At 61.8% G+C, this 16,555-nt stretch carries 18 protein-coding genes; 12 read left to right on the plus strand and 6 right to left on the minus strand.

Annotated elements, in window-relative coordinates; genetic code table 11:
* Window position 1 precedes the first annotated feature (1 nt).
* Genes ACQZ5H_RS06520 through ACQZ5H_RS06530 form a run of 3 tightly spaced genes read left to right on the plus strand, consistent with a single transcriptional unit; the run spans window position 2 to window position 1,373 of the window.
* Window positions 2–259, plus strand: a complete 258-nt coding sequence (locus ACQZ5H_RS06520; protein WP_199629561.1) for a hypothetical protein — start codon at window positions 2–4, stop codon at window positions 257–259.
* Complete coding sequence (purQ, locus tag ACQZ5H_RS06525; protein WP_112716457.1) at window positions 256–927, plus strand: phosphoribosylformylglycinamidine synthase subunit PurQ; 672 nt, start codon at window positions 256–258, stop codon at window positions 925–927. The genes ACQZ5H_RS06520 and purQ overlap by 4 nt, the downstream gene beginning before the upstream one ends.
* A gap of 47 nt (window positions 928–974) precedes the next feature.
* On the plus strand, window positions 975–1,373 hold the full coding sequence (locus tag ACQZ5H_RS06530; protein WP_449097088.1) for a hypothetical protein: 399 nt from the start codon (window positions 975–977) through the stop codon (window positions 1,371–1,373).
* Here ACQZ5H_RS06530 and ACQZ5H_RS06535 read toward each other — a convergent pair whose 3' ends face one another.
* Window positions 1,374–1,628 (minus strand): DUF1127 domain-containing protein, encoded by a 255-nt coding sequence (locus ACQZ5H_RS06535; RefSeq protein ID WP_449097318.1) that lies wholly within the window; start codon window positions 1,626–1,628, stop codon window positions 1,374–1,376.
* An 80-nt stretch (window positions 1,629–1,708) separates the two neighbouring features.
* Here ACQZ5H_RS06535 and ACQZ5H_RS06540 point away from each other — a divergent pair, with 80 nt between their 5' ends.
* The 5 genes from ACQZ5H_RS06540 (at window position 1,709) to ACQZ5H_RS06560 (ending at window position 8,380) form a co-directional block, all read left to right on the plus strand.
* On the plus strand, window positions 1,709–3,127 hold the full coding sequence (locus tag ACQZ5H_RS06540; protein ID WP_449097089.1) for an aminotransferase-like domain-containing protein: 1,419 nt from the start codon (window positions 1,709–1,711) through the stop codon (window positions 3,125–3,127).
* A 131-nt stretch (window positions 3,128–3,258) separates the two neighbouring features.
* A complete protein-coding gene (locus ACQZ5H_RS06545; protein ID WP_449097090.1) occupies window positions 3,259–3,834 on the plus strand; it encodes an acyloxyacyl hydrolase in 576 nt (191 codons plus the stop codon).
* Window positions 3,835–3,961: 127 nt separating this feature from the next.
* Entirely contained in the window at window positions 3,962–6,196 is a 2,235-nt protein-coding gene (gene purL, locus ACQZ5H_RS06550) for a phosphoribosylformylglycinamidine synthase subunit PurL (RefSeq protein ID WP_449097091.1), read from the plus strand.
* Between the two features lie 20 nt (window positions 6,197–6,216).
* A complete protein-coding gene (locus ACQZ5H_RS06555; RefSeq protein WP_037061327.1) occupies window positions 6,217–6,450 on the plus strand; it encodes a BolA/IbaG family iron-sulfur metabolism protein in 234 nt (77 codons plus the stop codon).
* 118 nt (window positions 6,451–6,568) lie between these two features.
* Complete coding sequence (locus ACQZ5H_RS06560) at window positions 6,569–8,380, plus strand: hypothetical protein (protein WP_449097092.1); 1,812 nt, start codon at window positions 6,569–6,571, stop codon at window positions 8,378–8,380.
* Here the strand turns inward: ACQZ5H_RS06560 and ACQZ5H_RS06565 are convergent.
* Window positions 8,377–9,534, minus strand: coding sequence for a hypothetical protein (locus tag ACQZ5H_RS06565; protein ID WP_449097093.1), 1,158 nt, complete (start codon window positions 9,532–9,534; stop codon window positions 8,377–8,379). The genes ACQZ5H_RS06560 and ACQZ5H_RS06565 overlap by 4 nt on opposite strands.
* 156 nt (window positions 9,535–9,690) lie before the next feature.
* Here ACQZ5H_RS06565 and ACQZ5H_RS06570 point away from each other — a divergent pair, with 156 nt between their 5' ends.
* The 4 genes from ACQZ5H_RS06570 (at window position 9,691) to ACQZ5H_RS06585 (ending at window position 13,073) form a co-directional block, all read left to right on the plus strand.
* On the plus strand, window positions 9,691–9,915 hold the full coding sequence (locus tag ACQZ5H_RS06570; RefSeq protein ID WP_112716876.1) for a hypothetical protein: 225 nt from the start codon (window positions 9,691–9,693) through the stop codon (window positions 9,913–9,915).
* A 158-nt stretch (window positions 9,916–10,073) separates the two neighbouring features.
* Window positions 10,074–10,409, plus strand: coding sequence for a Grx4 family monothiol glutaredoxin (grxD, locus tag ACQZ5H_RS06575; protein WP_199629554.1), 336 nt, complete (start codon window positions 10,074–10,076; stop codon window positions 10,407–10,409).
* Between the two features lie 141 nt (window positions 10,410–10,550).
* Entirely contained in the window at window positions 10,551–11,756 is a 1,206-nt protein-coding gene (locus ACQZ5H_RS06580) for a multidrug effflux MFS transporter (protein WP_112716473.1), read from the plus strand.
* Window positions 11,757–11,792: 36 nt separating this feature from the next.
* A complete protein-coding gene (locus tag ACQZ5H_RS06585; RefSeq protein ID WP_449097094.1) occupies window positions 11,793–13,073 on the plus strand; it encodes a multidrug effflux MFS transporter in 1,281 nt (426 codons plus the stop codon).
* Window positions 13,074–13,109: 36 nt separating this feature from the next.
* On the opposite strand, the gene ACQZ5H_RS06590 is transcribed toward ACQZ5H_RS06585, so the two are convergent.
* From ACQZ5H_RS06590 to ACQZ5H_RS06605, 4 genes are all read right to left on the minus strand, one after another.
* Entirely contained in the window at window positions 13,110–13,358 is a 249-nt protein-coding gene (locus tag ACQZ5H_RS06590; RefSeq protein ID WP_162708680.1) for a DUF982 domain-containing protein, read from the minus strand.
* Between the two features lie 466 nt (window positions 13,359–13,824).
* The gene (locus ACQZ5H_RS06595) at window positions 13,825–14,649 is read right to left on the minus strand and encodes an inositol monophosphatase family protein (protein WP_449097095.1); all 825 of its coding nucleotides are present in this window, start codon (window positions 14,647–14,649) and stop codon (window positions 13,825–13,827) included.
* Window positions 14,650–14,679: 30 nt separating this feature from the next.
* Complete coding sequence (ttcA, locus tag ACQZ5H_RS06600) at window positions 14,680–15,564, minus strand: tRNA 2-thiocytidine(32) synthetase TtcA (protein WP_112716481.1); 885 nt, start codon at window positions 15,562–15,564, stop codon at window positions 14,680–14,682.
* Between the two features lie 59 nt (window positions 15,565–15,623).
* Window positions 15,624–16,553, minus strand: a complete 930-nt coding sequence (locus tag ACQZ5H_RS06605) for a glutaminase (RefSeq protein ID WP_449097096.1) — start codon at window positions 16,551–16,553, stop codon at window positions 15,624–15,626.
* Between the last annotated feature and the right edge of the window lie 2 nt (window positions 16,554–16,555).

Genomic DNA, 16,555 nt, shown 5'->3' on the forward strand with positions numbered 1-16,555 from the left:
GATGGCTGATGTAACTCAGGACTTCATGTATGAGCTTCTGAAGAAGATGCATCAGCGCTTCGACAAGATTGACATTTCGCTGGCAGAAATTCGCAGCGAAATGCAAAGCATGCGCGGCACGATGATTTCGGTCCATCAGGATCTCCATAATATTTACGGTATTCTGGATCGTCACGAGCAGCGTCTTGATCGCATTGAAAACCGTCTCGAACTCCGAGAACTGGCAGAAGCACAAGCAAGGTTTGAACCGCACCCATGAAGTCCGCCGTCGTTCAGCTCCCTGGTCTCAACCGCGATCGTGACATGATCGCTGCGCTCACCAAGATTTCCGGTCACGCACCGGTGACGGTGTGGCAGACTGAAACGCAGATCCCGGATGTCGACCTGATCGTCATCCCCGGCGGCTTCTCCTACGGCGACTATCTGCGCTGCGGCGCGATTGCTGCCCGCATGCCGGTCATGCAGGCGATCATCGAGAAGGCCAAGCAGGGAACCAAGGTTCTTGGCGTCTGCAACGGCTTCCAGATCCTCGTCGAGGCAGGACTCCTGCCCGGCGCGCTGATGCGTAATTCCTCGCTGAAGTTCGTCTGCCGCGAAGTCAAGCTCGAGGTCGTCAACGCAGATACCGACTTCAGCCGCGCCTATGCCAAGGGCCAGATCATCCGTTCGCCGGTCGCCCACCACGACGGCAACTTCTTCGCAGATGCCGAAACGCTGGCGAAGATCGAAGGCAACGGCCAGGTCGTCTTCCGCTATGCCGAAGGCACCAATCCGAACGGCTCCATCAATGATATCGCCGGCGTGATGAACGAGAGCGGCAATGTTCTCGGCATGATGCCGCATCCGGAAAACCTGATCGAAGCAGCCCATGGCGGCTCCGACGGCCGCGGTCTCTTCGCGTCGGCGCTGGATGTAATCGCCGCTTAACCTTCGCCGGATATCAGGTGGATCTAAACCACCGCTGGAGACCACCGATGCGCTTTGCGACCACCCTCACGGCTGCCGCCGCTCTTGCTGTCATCGGAATGCTGGCGGCCTCCTGCCAGTCCAAGGCGCCGCCCGTCAGCGCCAACCGCGACGCGCTCTCCACCATGGAGCGTGTTGCCGTCGGCGCCAATAATTGCTGGTTCAAGTCGGGCGATGCATCCTTCGCGACCTATCGCCTGGCGCCGGAGCTCAATTCCTTCTCCGGCCGTCCCCGCATTCTCGTCGTTCACAAGAACAGCCCTGCCGGGCTGCCGCATCTCGTCGTCCAGGCGGAAGGCAATCCGGCCCGCCTGCAGGCTTTCGGCCCGCTGATGTCCCAGCCGGTCTCCGCCCGCATTGCCGCCGACGTGAACCGCTGGTCCGCAGGCAGCAAAGCCTGCAGCTGATCAATCCCAGAAAAACGATTTGCCGACTTCACGGGCCGCATCGGACCGTGACATGCCGATATCCTTGAGCTGATCAGCCGTCAGCTCGCGTAGCGCCCGGCGTCCCTCGCGCTTGCTGTGCCATTCGATAAATCCATTCCAGAGACGCTCAAGCCATGTCCCGCCGGTCGTTGTGACGCGGGGCGCAATGACGCGCGGATCGCTTACCGATGCAATGGGTACAATTTCACCCCTTATCTGAGACATTATCGACATCGCCATCCTCCTATCATTCGGTCGGCGTAAATGTCTCATATTCTTGACGGGACAAGGGTGACAATCTATTCATTGTCACCATGACAAATTGGCTCCCAGATCTCTCGCACGGTTCCGGCCCGGTCTATATGCGGCTCGCCGACAGCATCGAATCCGCCATCGCCAGCGGCGCCCTGCCCGCCGGCAGCAAGCTGCCGCCGCAGCGAAATCTCGCTTATGATATCGGGGTGACAATCGGCACGATCGGCCGGGCCTATGCGCTTGTTCACGAACGGGGCCTCGTCGCCGGCGAAGTCGGCCGCGGCACCTATGTCATCGACCGCAATCAGGCCTCGCCAAGCGAACAGGTCGACCCGCTGACGATTTCGCTCGGCGGCACCCGCGCCATCGACGCACCGCCGAATAAGATCCGCTTCGATACGACAGCGGCACCCGATCTCGGCCAGGGCAGAATCATCGGGCGCATCCTCGGCGAGATCGGTGAGCAGCATATGTCCGAGGTCTCGTCGTATTCGCGAACCTTTCCGCAGAACTGGTTCACCGCGGGACGCACGTGGCTGTCGCGCAATGGCTGGTCTCCGGATGCCGCCAATATTGTCCCGACCTCTGGCGTCCACGCCGCAGCAATCGCCATCATCTCCGCCGTGTCCTCACCCGGTGACAAGATCGTTTTCGAGAACCTCACCTATACGCAGGTCAGTCGCAGCGCCCGCATCCTCGGCCGCCGCACGATCATCGTCGATTCCGACGAACACGGCGTCATCCCCGAGGATTTCGAGCGTGTCTGCCACCAGCAGCATCCGAAGCTCGCCTTCCTGATGCCGACCGCCCACAATCCGACGCTCGCGACCATGCCGCTCGACAGGCGCCAGGCAATCGCGGAGATCGCGCGGCGCCACGGCGTCTGGCTGATCGAAGACGATCTTTATGGCGGCATGACCGGTGATACGACGCCGCTGCTCGCCTCGCTCGCGCCGGAGCGAACGTTCCTGATCAATGGCCTGTCGAAATCCGTCGCCGCCGGTGTTCGCGGCGGCTGGGCCGCCTGCCCGCCTCATTTTGCGCAGCGCATCAAGGTGACGCACAAGATGATCACCGGCGGCCTGCCCTTCATTCTGGCGGAGACAGCCGCGCGGCTCGTCGAGTCAGGTGAGGCCCACAGCGTCCGCGCGGCAAGCGTCAAGGAGCTCGCGCGCCGCGAGGCGATCGTGCGCGAACATCTCGCCGGCTTCGATTTCGTCTCCCATCCGCACGCGCCCTTCCTCTGGCTGAAGGTTCCCGACCCCTGGCATTCCGGCACCTTCAAGAATGCCGCCTATCAGGAAGGCGTGCTGATCGACGACGAGGACGAGTTCAAATCGGCGCGCTCCGAACGCGTCTATCACCGCGTCCGCGTCTCCTTCTCTTCGCCGGCCGATGTCACCGAGCTCTCCCGCGGACTGACGACACTGCGGCGTCTGCTCGAAAGCGGCGTCTCCTCCTACGACAGCGAAGTCTGATCCTGTTGCATTTCAGACTCAGCACGCCGCCAAAAACCGTCATATTTTAGGGGCGGCTTTACCTTTGCCCCTCGCTGGCTACCAATTGATCAGCAGCGCACGCTGCGATTCGGTCGGCGCGAGGGAAACCGATGAACGCTTGTATCCGCAAAGTGGTCCTGCGTTTCCTGTCTGCATCCACCGTCGCGGTTCTCGCCGCCGGCGCATCGAGCCTGCCCGCGCATGCGCAGGATCAGATATTCGACGAACTGCGCTTCGGCGCTTCCGCCTCCATCCAGGGTGGCAGCGAACATGAAGACGGCGTCTTTCCCGAAGTGACCCTCTTCTTCGATCCATTCGGCCATGACGAAGCCACCGGCCTGCAGAAGCTTGCGCGGCCGCGCATCCATTTGGGTACCTCGATTGGCACCTCCGGCTCCGCCACGCAGGTCTTCACCGGCTTCTCCTGGACTGCGGACTTTTCCGAGAAGCTCTTCGCCGAGGCGGGTTTCGGCGGCGTCATCCATACCGGCGAGTTCGATCACAACGACGACGGCCCGGCGCTCGGCTGCCGCGTCCTGTTCCACGAATATATCGGCGCCGGCTATCGCTTCGACAATCACTGGAATGTCATGGCTCAGGTCGCCCATTCCTCGCATGCCAATCTCTGCGACGGCCCGAACGAAGGGATGACCCGCGCTGGCCTGCAGCTCGGCTACAAATTCTAGGCATCTGCCGCTTCGAAAGGCGCCACCGACCCTCATTGTTGACGGCGGCCATTTTCCTGTCGCGCGCGCGGCCAACTTGGGTTAAAGACACCGCAAAACGCGCAACGGCAGGGACTTTCGAGAGCTCATGACCATATCCAATACCCGCCCGATCACCCCCGAACTCATCGCCAGCCACGGCCTGAAGCCGGATGAATATCAGCGGATCCTGGATCTGATCGGCCGCGAGCCGACCTTTACTGAGCTCGGCATCTTCTCGGCCATGTGGAATGAGCACTGCTCCTACAAGTCCTCCAAGAAGTGGCTGCGCACGCTGCCAACCAAGGGACCGCGCGTCATCCAGGGTCCGGGTGAAAATGCCGGCGTCGTCGATATCGATGATGGCGACTGCGTCGTCTTCAAGATGGAAAGCCATAACCACCCGTCCTACATCGAGCCCTATCAGGGCGCTGCGACCGGCGTCGGCGGCATTCTGCGCGACGTCTTCACCATGGGCGCCCGCCCGATCGCCGCGATGAACGCGCTGCGCTTCGGCGAGCCGAGCCACCCGAAGACCCGTCACCTCGTTTCCGGCGTCGTCGCCGGTGTCGGCGGCTACGGCAATTCCTTCGGCGTCCCGACCGTTGGCGGCGAAGTCGAATTCGATGCCCGCTATAACGGCAACATTCTCGTCAACGCCTTTGCCGCTGGCCTCGCCAAGTCGAACGCCATCTTCCTCTCGGAAGCCAAGGGCGTCGGCCTGCCCGTCGTCTATCTCGGCGCCAAGACCGGCCGTGACGGCGTCGGTGGTGCGACCATGGCATCGGCCGAGTTCGACGAGTCGATCGAAGAAAAGCGCCCGACCGTGCAGGTCGGTGACCCCTTCACCGAAAAGTGCCTGCTGGAAGCCTGCCTTGAGCTGATGAAGACCGGCGCCGTCATCGCCATCCAGGACATGGGTGCCGCCGGCCTCACCTGCTCGGCTGTCGAAATGGGCGCCAAGGGCGATCTCGGCATCCTGCTCGACCTCGACACGGTTCCCGTCCGCGAAGAGCAGATGACCGCCTATGAAATGATGCTGTCGGAAAGCCAGGAGCGCATGCTCATGGTTCTCGAACCATCGAAGGAAGAGGTCGCCAAGGCGATCTTCGTCAAGTGGGGCCTCGATTTCGCGATCGTCGGCAAGACCACCGATGACCTGCGCTTCCGCTGCGTCCACCAGGGTGAGGAAGTCGCGAACCTGCCGATCAAGGATCTCGGCGACCAGGCTCCGGAATATGATCGCCCGTGGCGCGAATCCGGCAAGCGCGCGCCGCTGCCGGCCGAACTCGTCGCTGCCCCCGAAGACTACAACAAGGCCGTGCTCGACCTCGTCGGTTCCGCCAACCAGTCCAGCCGCCGCTGGGTCTACGAGCAGTATGACACGCTGATCCAGGGCAACTCGCTGCAGCTGCCGGGCGGCGACGCCGGTGTCGTCCGCGTCGAGGGCCATCCGACCAAGGCGCTCGCCTTCTCCTCAGACGTCACGCCGCGCTATGTTGAGGCCGACCCGTTCGAAGGCGGTAAACAGGCCGTAGCCGAATGCTGGCGCAACATCACCGCAACCGGCGCCGAGCCGCTGGCTGCGACAGACAACCTGAACTTCGGCAATCCCGAAAAGCCCGAAATCATGGGCCAGCTGGTTGAATCCATCAAGGGCATCGGCGAAGCCTGCCGCGCCCTCGATTTCCCGATCGTCTCGGGCAATGTCTCGCTCTATAACGAAACCAACGGCGTCGCCATCCTGCCGACCCCGACCATCGCTGGCGTCGGGCTGCTGCCCGACTGGAAGTCGATGGCCCGCATCGGCAGCGCCGCCGAAGGCGACCAGCTGATCCTGATCGGCACCGACGGCAGCCATCTCGGCTCGTCGATCTACCTGCGCGACATCATCGGCAGCACCGATGGCGGTGCGCCGGAGGTCGATCTCTTCGCCGAACGCCGCAACGGCGACTTCGTCCGCTCCGCGATCCGCAACGGCCAGATCAGCGCCTGCCACGACATTTCGTCGGGCGGTCTGGCGCTGGCGTTGGCTGAAATGGCGATGTCCTCGGGCAAGGGTCTCGATGTCAGCCTCTCGGACAGCAAGGGCGCGCCGCATGCGCTGCTCTTCGGCGAAGACCAGGCCCGTTACGTCGTCGCCGTGAAGGCAGATGTCGCCGATTTCGTCTGCGCCAATGCGGAAGGCGCTGGCGTCCCCTTCCGGCGCCTTGGCACGGTTTCCGGCCAGAGCCTCGTCGTCGATGATCTGATCGCACTGCCCATTCAGCAATTGCGCAACGCCCATGAATCGTGGTTCCCTGAATTCATGGATGGCCGCGGCGCACTCGCCGCTGCGGAATGATGCGCAAGGAGTAATCGATCATGCCCATGAAACCCGGCGATATCGAAGACATGATCAAGGCCGGGATCCCCGGTGCCAAGGTGACAATCCGCGATCTGGCAGGAGACGGCGACCACTACGCCGCCGAAGTCGTCGCCGAAGCCTTCCGCGGCAAGAGCCGCGTGCAGCAGCACCAGATGGTCTACGAAGCGCTGAAAGGCAACATGGGCGGCATATTGCACGCCCTCGCGCTGCAGACATCAGCACCTGAGTGAAATGCAAAATGCCCGGCACTGCCGGGCATTTTTGTTTTTCGGCCTCGCTGTTCCCTAGCGCAATCTTAATTGTCTGCCGCGCATATTCCTTCGCACGATCGTAGCGGTGGATAGCGGCATGGCTTCGGATTTTCTCGGCATTGAAGATAAGGCTAAGGCCGGTCACGGATCGGCATGGCTGCGCGTGTTCCTGACGGTCGCATCGCTCTGCCTCGTCATCGCCCTGCTCGACCGCATTGATGGCCAGAACTTCCTCGGCGACATCGACGACAAGATGCGTGAGCTGCAAATCCGCCATCTTTTCTTCGGCGGCGGGCGCTGGTTCGACCTCGGACTGCCGGTCATCGCGACACCCGAACCCTACACTTCCCCCTGGTCGCGGCTGGTCGATCTACCCTACGTCACAATCGCCTCGTTGCTTTCCCCCGCCTTTGGTGGTGAACGCGCACTTCAGATCGCCTTCCAGGTCTGGCCGCCATTGATGCTTATCGGCTTCAGTGCATTGATCGCCAGTTTCTTTTCGCGGCAGACGCGTGCCGGCGCCGGCGTCTCCTATCCAATACTCATCACAAGCATCATCTTGATGACTTACGCCATATGGGAATTCGTTCCCTATCGGATCGATCATCACAATATGCAGATCATCGGACTGTCGATGATCGGGATCGGCCTGGAGCGATGGAACCGGGCCGGAGGCATCCTGATCGGTCTGGGCACTTTGATCTGCGTTATCATCGGCCTTGAAGGGTTGCCGCTCATCGCGGTAGCCTTCGTCGGATTGGTCGGATGCTACATCTTCGGCGTGGCCGGCTCCCGGGACGTCCTCCTCGCTGCAGCCGCGACGATCATGGCGCTGACATTGCCGGCAGGCTTCGCATTTCTCGGCCTCGCCGGCATGATGTCCACCCACTGCGATGCCTTCTCTGCACCCTACATCGTTCTCGCGCTCGGCTGTTCGGCGATCTTGGTGGTTGGTGCACTGGCGCTCGATCGGCAAAGGCCGCTGGCTCGAATTGCGGCTCTGGCATCGGCAGGCGCCGTTTTTCTCGGCGGATCGGCATATCTGTTCCCGCGCTGTCTGTCCGGCCCCTATTGGATGATCGACCCGCTATCACGCCGCGACTGGTTCGACCGCGTCGCCCAGGAATACAGCTTTCTCTACTATTTCGAGCACAATCAGACCGCCATGGTGATGATGCTTGCGGTGCTGGTGTGCATCGCCGTCGCGGCACTGCCGGCCATCGTCCGCGATAGTGGCAAGGGACGTGCCGGCTTGGCGATCCTCTTTGCCGTCGCCGCGGCGAGCCTTGTGCTGACGCTGCTGCAGACCAGAAATATCCGCTTTGCCTTCGCCTTCGTGCCGCTCTTCCTGCCGCATGCGCTGCAGGTGGTCACGGCTCCAGAAGGTTTTCTCAGGCCAAGCGGCGGACAGCTGAAACGTCTTGTCGGTGGAGCGCTGGCCTCGATCATCGGTATCACGATCGCGCTGCGCTTTATCTTTCCGCCCCAGGAGCAAACCTACGATGCGATCGACTATATGGGCTATAGCGAATGCAAAGGGCAGGATTTTTCAGCCCTGAGTTCGGTCGCGCCGGGCGGGATCGCCGTGCCGCAAGGGCTGTCCATTCCGCTGGCCTTTGCGCTACCTTCCGGCTTCTCCGTCGCCGCCGTCCCGTTCCATCGCGCGTCTCCGGGCATGAAGCGCATGTTCGAACTCTTCACGTCAGCCGACAGCGAGACGCGCAAAGCCGCAGCCGCTCCGTTCGATTACGTCGCCGTGTGCAAATTTCCGCTACCGGTCGATGTCGATCAGGCGCCGCTCTACGCCGCGCTGGCGGCCGGCGGCTCATGGCCGGGGCTTATAAGGATCGAAAATCCGGTCGTTTCAGACTTCCAGTTGTTCCGGATCGATCATAGCCTGTTTCGTTAGGCCGCCTGGCTCAATCCGGTTTTCAGCGCACCGTCGGCCATCGCCGCACCCGCCAGCGGCCCCGCCGTCAGCAAGGTGAAATCGAACGGCGCCTGCAGATCCGGCCCCAGCACGTATTGGCGGTGGACGCGCAGGAAATCGAGCTTGATCTTCTTGTAATGCTCCGGCGTCAGCATCTGCTTGACGCGGATGAACAACATCTTGGCGGGCGGTGCGTCGGGGTGGCCGGTGACGGCGGCGACCGGGACCTTGTAGAAGTGGATGGCGTCGGTCAGGCACTGGACGTCGAGCCAGAAGATCGCCGGATTTCGGGCGATGGCGCCGACGCGGGATCTCAGGACACTGGCGGGCTTCAGAAGCGCGCATTGCAGCACGGCGGAGCCGAGCGAAGCGAAGACGACGCGCTTTCCGGCAAGCAGATCCGGTTCCCGCTCCAGGAGCAGGCCGAGCACATGGGCGGCAACGCTGGAGCCCATGCTGTGCGAGGAGATCACGTATTCATCTGCCTCTTCCGCAAGGGCAGCGCGTGCAGCCACGGCGCAACGTTCGAGGAACGCGCTGAATTCGGGGCGGTTCATCCGTCCGAGCGCGACTGCCATTTCCCAATCGGCGAAGAGATGCAGCGTGTGGAACCGCTCTGTGAACGGCAGGAAGACGAAGGCGAAGAATGCGGCGGCGAGCGGCAGGCTCCAGATCAGGTTCCATGCCGGCAAGTCGAAACCGAGAGGCGCAAGGCCGATCGTTGCCGTCAGCAGCATCCCCAGCGTCATCAGCAGAAACGGGAAGATGAAGAACAGGCCGAAGCGCCAGGCATGGCGGAAATAGGCAGTCATGGCGCCGTCGCCGATGATCCCTGCGGCTGCCGTGAAGCCAGCGATCATCCGCCGTGCGAGAGGTTTGTTGCGCAGGGACTGCACGAGTTCGTCGTGATCGAGGATATGGATGCGGTTCTGCGTCTGCCAGGCCGCGCTCTTGGCGTCGACCGTGAAGGAGACGGGATAGCCGGCATTCTCGACTTCGCCGATCTCAGTCTCGAAGCCCCATACCTTGCCGCTCTGCTTTGCCGAACGCTCGTAGCGCGCACGCTGCGCGCGGCCATCCAGCGGTTCGAAGCCCGGGAAGTGCAGCACGACCCGCTTCCTGATCAATTCCATCACAGTCTTTCCGGCAAGCCCCCATGGCGCCATCGGCGGCGCCTTGCACGCCAAATGAGGCGGAAAAAACACGGACGGGCACGAACAGCGCTTGCTAACGCAAAACATCCGGAATTCAATAGCCGGAAAACCAGTTTCTATCGCAGAAGGTGAATGATGGCCGATCTCATGAAGGAAATCGTCAACGGCGTGGTCGAAAGCGTCCTCAAGGAGATCCTGAAGAAGACGACCGGCCGTTCGACGACGAAGCGCACCAAGCGGCAGACTCGCTCTGCAACGACTGGCCGGTTCAAGAAGGCCGCCGCACCCCGCAAGACCGCCAAGAAGCAGGTCAGCAAACGCCGCACCGCCGCCGTTCGCAGCAAGCAGCGCAGCCGCTGACACCGCAGGCGTAACGAAAGCGCAACAGCATTACCTAGCATGCTTACGATTGGTCTTTTTTTGGCATTGACTGCTGGAATTTGATCCGGCGCATGCTATCTAAAGCTAACGATTGAAACGGTGGGCCTTTAACCCGCCTGTTGAAAGGATTAGGTCCCATGAGCGGCATCAACGAATTCATCGACAACGAAATCAAGAGCAACGACGTCGTCCTTTTCATGAAGGGCACGCCGCAGTTTCCCCAGTGTGGTTTCTCCGGCCAGGTCGTGCAGATTCTCGATTACATCGGCGTCGACTACAAGGGCATCAACGTGCTCGCCGATTCGGAAATCCGCCAGGGCATCAAGGATTACTCCAACTGGCCGACGATCCCCCAGCTTTACGTGAAGGGTGAGTTCATCGGCGGCTGCGACATCGTCCGGGAAATGTTCCAGGCTGGCGAATTGCAGCAGCATCTGCAGGAAAACGGCGTCGCGGTTCGCGCCGCCTCCTGACCGGGCACCGGGCGTCCGCCCGGTTTCCAAACCTGATTTGATTTGAGTCCGAGGCGCTGTGCTGAACAGCGCCTTGGCCTGTTTATGGGAATTTCTAAAGTGACGGACACCTCTCCCACCGTTGCCGCGGGTCGAACACCTATGGGCAAGCGAGAGTTCATCTTTCTGGCTGCCTTCATGATGGCGGTCAATTCTCTCGCCATCGACGTCATGCTTCCTGCCCTCCAGCAGATCGGCGCAAATCTGGGGGTCGAAAGCGAAAATCACCGCCAGTTCGTCGTCTCGGCCTATCTCTTCGGCTTCGGCCTCGCGCAGCTGTTCTTCGGCCCGATCTCGGACCGGTTCGGCCGCCGCAAGCCGCTGTTTATCGGCCTCGTCATTTATATCTGTTCCGCCTTCGGCATTGCGCTCATCCCGTCCTTCGGCGGCCTTCTCGTCCTGCGTTTCATCCAGGGCATCGGCGCTGCGGCCACCCGCGTCATCACGATATCGATCGTCCGCGACATCTATGGCGGCCGCCAGATGGCCGAAGTGATGTCGCTAATCTCGATGACGTTCATGATCGTGCCGGTTATCGCGCCAGGCACCGGACAGCTCGTCATGCTGTTTTCGACCTGGCACATGATCTTCGTCTTCATTGGGGTAATGGCGACACTGATCCTGCTCTGGGCCTATAACCGTCTGCCGGAAACGCTGGCGCCCGCCAATGTCCGTCCGTTCACGGCCAAGTCCGTCATCGGCGGTTTCAAGGTGGTTCTGACCAACCGCAGCGCGCTTTGCTACACGCTGGCAACCACCGTCGTCTTCGGCGCGCTGTTCGGCTTCATCAACTCGGCACAGCAGATCTATGTCGGCATCTACGGGCTCGGGGTCTATTTTCCCTTCGCCTTTGCAGGTGTGGCGATCTTCATGTCCTTCTCGTCGTTCCTGAATGCGCGCCTTGTCGGCCGTTTCGGCATGCGGCGCCTGTCGCATGCCTCGCTGGTCGGCTTCATCGTCGTCAACACGATCTGGCTGCTCGTCCAGCTCTATGGGCCGCAGCCGACGCCGTTCCCGGTCTTCATCTGCCTGTTCGGTCTGGCGATGTTCCAGTTCGGCTGGATCGGCTCGAACTTCAATTCGCTCGCCATGGAGCCGCTCGGTCATGTCGCCGGCACCGCCTCGTCGGTGCTCGGCTTCACCAGCACGATCGGCGGCGCGGCGATCGGCGCAGCCATCGGCCAGGCATTCGACGGCACGGCGCTGCCGATGGTCATCGGTTATTTCACCGTCGCCTTCATCGGCCTTGCCTTCGTGCTCGTTGCCGAAAAGGGACGGCTGTTCCAGCCACATAATCCGGCGGTCTGATCCGCCGGACGCATTCTTTCTTGGGGGTAATTCATCATGGCGCCGGATCACACGCCGCACGTCGAAAACCAGGGCTCGCGCCGCATCGGCATGGGCTTTGCGGAATTCGTCATCACCATCGCGATCATGACAGCTAGCATCGCCATGGCGATCGACAGCATGCTGCCTGCCCTGCCCGCCATCGGGCACTCGCTCAATGTCACCAACACCAATGACGCCCAGCTCGTCATCGCCGTGTTCTTCTTCGGCTTCGGCGTCTCGCAGATCCTGTTCGGCAGCCTCTGCGATGCCTTCGGCCGCCGCAACATCCTGCTCGGCGGTCTCGCCGTCTACGTGCTCGCCATGTTCGGCGCGGCCGCCACCTCAAGCTTCGAAATGCTGCTCGTCATGCGTTTCGTCCAGGGCATCGGCGGTGCTGCCGTGCGCATCACAAGCATGGCGATCGTCCGTGACTGCTTCGGCGGCCGCGAGATGGCGCGCGTCATGTCCTTCGTCATGATCGTCTTCATGATCGTGCCGATCGTCGCGCCGTCGGTCGGCCAGCTGATCATCAGCTACGCCAACTGGCACTGGATCTTCATCCTGCTCGGTCTCGTCGGCTCGATCCTGTTCATCTGGGCCGCAAGCCGCCTGAAGGAATCCCTGCCGCGTGAGGAGCGCATCCCGCTCTCCGTCCGCGCCGTCACCGACGGTTTCAAGACCGTGCTGACCAACCGCATCACCTGCGGCTACATGATCGGCCTGACGATGTTCACCGGCGTCATCAGCGCCTACGTCATCTCCGTCCAGCAGGTCTTCGGCGAGGTCTACGGCCTCGGCGACTGGCTGCCGATCGCCTTTGCGGCGACGGCCGGCGGTATCGCCGTCGCCAACTTCGCCAATGGCTTCTTCGTCCGCACCTTCGGCATGCGTCGCATTTCGCATGCAGCGGTCATCCTCTTCACGCTGGTCTCGGCTTTCGGCTACGTGATGGCGCTCGGCGGCACGGTCAATTTCGTGCTCGACTACACGCTCTTCACCGTATTGCTGATGATGTTTGCCGTCATCGCCACCAATTTCACGGCAATCAGCCTCGAGCCGATGGGCAATCTTGCGGGCACCGCCACTGCCATCACCGGCTTCGTCTCGACGACCTTCGGTGCCGTGCTCGGCGGCGCCGTCGGCCAGATGTTCAACGGCACGGTCCAGCCGCTCTTCGCCGGCTTTGCGATCTTCGGTGCCACCAGCGTTGCCGCCACACTCTGGGCAGAGAAGGGCAAGCTCTTCACCCATCCCGGCGACAGCCCGCAGCTGGATGCGGGTGCCGCACATTTTTAATAAACAAAGGCCCGCTCTCGAGCGGGCCTTTCGCTGTCAGTCCATATAGGGCAGATGCGCCTCGTTGACGGCGGCGATGAACTTCTTGCGCGCCTCCCTGGCGCCGACCGCGCCATTGAAGACATCGAGGCAGGTCACCTCGGCGCGATAGAGGGCCGGCCCATCGGCAACCGGCCATTCGGTGACCATCATCCTGTAGGCATCGTGCACCGAACGGACGACGCGGTTGCGGCCACGCAGCTTCAGCCTGACGGGATCGAATTTCCGGATGTCAGTCTTTTCCATGACGCAATACCTCACGCAAAACACGCGACTCAACGAATCACCGCGCGACTCGTTCCTTCCGTGCCGGGGTTCACCGCAACCATTCATGGTGCAGGAACCACACAGAGACTACCAAAAGGTCGCATTGCGATGACATTCCGTTCATCTGGCGTTCATATTCCTTGTTGCCATCGCTCTTTAGGGTTAGTTTTAGCAGGCAACGATGGAGCAAGACATGATCAAGACCACCATCGCGGCTTCTGTGTTTGCCGCTTATGCTTTCGCGATGTTCGCCATCGCCTCCCTCCCCAGAGCAATCCGATTGTTCCGGTCGATCAGCTGACGACCAGCTCGACGAACTGAGCCGTCGCGCAAACGAAAAACCCCGCTCAATGAGCGGGGCCGGTTCGTGATCAAAATGCTTGGGAGGAAATATACGTTTCCTCCTATCTATCCGGGCTGGACCGAAGCTTGCGCCCTCACCAACTTAGACGGTGAAGACCTCTTTCCGCAGCAACTCCCACGACGCCTTGTCCGGTGCGATCAGCAGTCCGCCGCCGACATGGTGCGGCAGATAGGGCGAGCCGTCGAAACGGGCAGCATAGGCGCCGGCTTCCTGCGAGATCAATGTCCCCGCCAGGTGATCCCATGGCATCAGCTTGTTGTACGAGAGATAGTGCACATGGCCTGACGCGAAGGCGCGGTATTCATGCGCCGCGCAGCGATAATTGGCCAGGAAGCGGACCTTGGCGAGATTGGCGAGGATCTCGGCACGCTTCTCCTTGGCGAAGAAACCGGTCGAAGCCATGCCGACCATCTGGCCGAGCTCGACGGGCTCGGCAACCTTCAGCCGCTCCGTCTCGCCATCCGGGCGCTTCAGCCAGGCGCCGCCGCCCTTCTCCGCCAGCACCCAGTCGTCGCCCATCGGATCATAGATGATGCCGGCCACGGTCTCGCCCTTCGAGACGACGGACGCCATCACGCCGAAGGCCGGGATGCCCGAGGCGAAATTGAAGGTGCCATCGACGGGATCGACGATGATCGCGAGATCGGCGCCTTCGAGGCGGTCGAGCAATGCCGGATCGGCCGCGACCGATTCCTCGCCGATGAACAGCGCCTCGGGCCACAGCTTTGCAGCCTCCGCCTTGATCATCCGCTCGGCCTGTTCGTCGGCCTCCGTCACCAGATCGGTCGCTTCCGTCTTGGCGCGGACGTCGCCGCTGCCGAGGCGGCGGAAGCGCGGCAATATCTCGGCCTTCGCCGCCCGCCGGAGGAGATCGGAGAGCGTCGTTACATCAATATTCGAGGTCATGGCATGTTCCTGTTTCGGGCGTCCGCCCAGTTACTCGCTCTTCGATGACGGTTCGGTGACCATCAGGGACGAAAAATCGAAAAGCTTGGGATCGAGAAGATGCGACGGGTTCACGTGGGCGAGTGCCCTGAGCATCGTATCCTTACGGCCGGGCATGCGCCGCTCGATATCGGCGAGCATATCCTTCATCGCATTGCGCTGCAGGCCGTCCTGCGAACCGCAGAGATCGCAGGGAATGATCGGAAACTGCATGGCAGAAGCGAACTTCGCCATGTCGTCTTCGGCGCAATAGGCCAGCGGTCGCAGAACCATGAGGTTGCCCTCATCGTTCAGCAGCTTCGCCGGCATGGAGGCAAGACGCCCGCCATGGAAGAAGTTCATGAAGAAGGTTTCGAGGATGTCCTCGCGGTGGTGGCCGAGCACCAGCGCATCGCAACCCTCCTCCTTGGCGATCCGGTAGAGATTGCCGCGGCGCAGACGCGAACAGAGCGAGCAATAGGTCGCCCCCTCCGGCACCTTCTCCTTCACGATCGAATAGGTGTCGCGATACTCGATCCGGTGCTTCACGCCGATACCGGTCAGATATTCCGGCAGGATATGCTTCGGGAAATTCGGCTGGCCCTGGTCGAGATTGCAGGCGACCAGCTCCACCGGCAGCAGGCCGCGCCACTGCAGATCGAGCAGCAGCGCGAGCAGACCGTAGGAATCCTTGCCGCCGGAAACGCCGATCAGCCAGCGCTTCTGGCCCTTCAGCATATCGAAATCGTCGAATGCCTGACGCACATTGCGCAGCAGACGCTTACGGAGCTTGTTGAACGAGACCGAACGCGGCGCATCGGCAAACAGCGCGTGAGCGATACCACCGTCTTCGGTGGTTTCATCGAGGGCGTCGGCAATGTTGGCAGCGATATTCATCGTCTCTTCCGGATCGTCAGTTGATCTGCCTTAGCAGAAAGCAGCGGCAGGACACAGCATCAATCGCCGAAAACCGACCAGCCGGTGCGCGCCGCCAGCATTTCCAGCGCAACGGCGCCAAGCTGCGAATTGCCGACCTTGTTGAGGCCCGGGGACCAGACGGCAATCGAGGCGATCCCGGGCGCCACCGCAAAGATACCGCCGCCGACGCCGCTCTTGCCGGGCAGACCGACATGATAGGCAAAATCGCCCGATCCGTCGTAATGGCCGCACATCAGCATCATCGCATTGATGCGCCGCGCCCGCTTCGGCGAAACCACGGAATGGCCGGTGACCGGGTTGCTGCCGCGCGCCGCCAGGAACAGCCCGGCGCGGGCCAGCTGCTCGCAGGTCATCGACAGCGCGCATTGATGGAAATAGACGCCGAGCACATGCTCGACCAGATGATCGATATTCTTGTAGGCGCGCATGAAATTGGCGAGCGCGAAATTGCGGTAGCCCGTCTGCGTTTCCGAGCGCGCCACTTTCTCGTCGATGGTCACGGATTCGTCGTCCGCCAGATAGCGCACGAAGCGCAGCAGCTCACCGATCGCCTCGCGCGGCGCATGGCCGGCCATGACGACATCGGTGACGGCAATGGCGCCGGCATTGATGAAGGGATTGCGGGGGATACCGCTTTCGTGTTCCAGCTGGACGATGGAATTGAAGGCCGAGCCCGACGGCTCGCGGCCGACGCGCTTCCACAGGCTCTCGCCCACCTTGCCGAGCGCCAGCGTCAGCATGAAGACCTTGGAAATGCTCTGGATGGAGAAAGCTACGGCAGCGTCGCCGACGCTGTAGATCTTGCCGTCCGTCGTGGCGATCGTCATCCCGAACTGGTTGGGATCGATCTTGGCGAGCTCGGGAATGTAATCCGCAACCTTGCCCTCGCCGATCCGCGGCGTCAGTTCCTTGTAGATGCTGTCGAGGACTGCCTGCAAATCCACCATGA

This window comes from Rhizobium sp. 21-4511-3d, assembly GCF_053522545.1.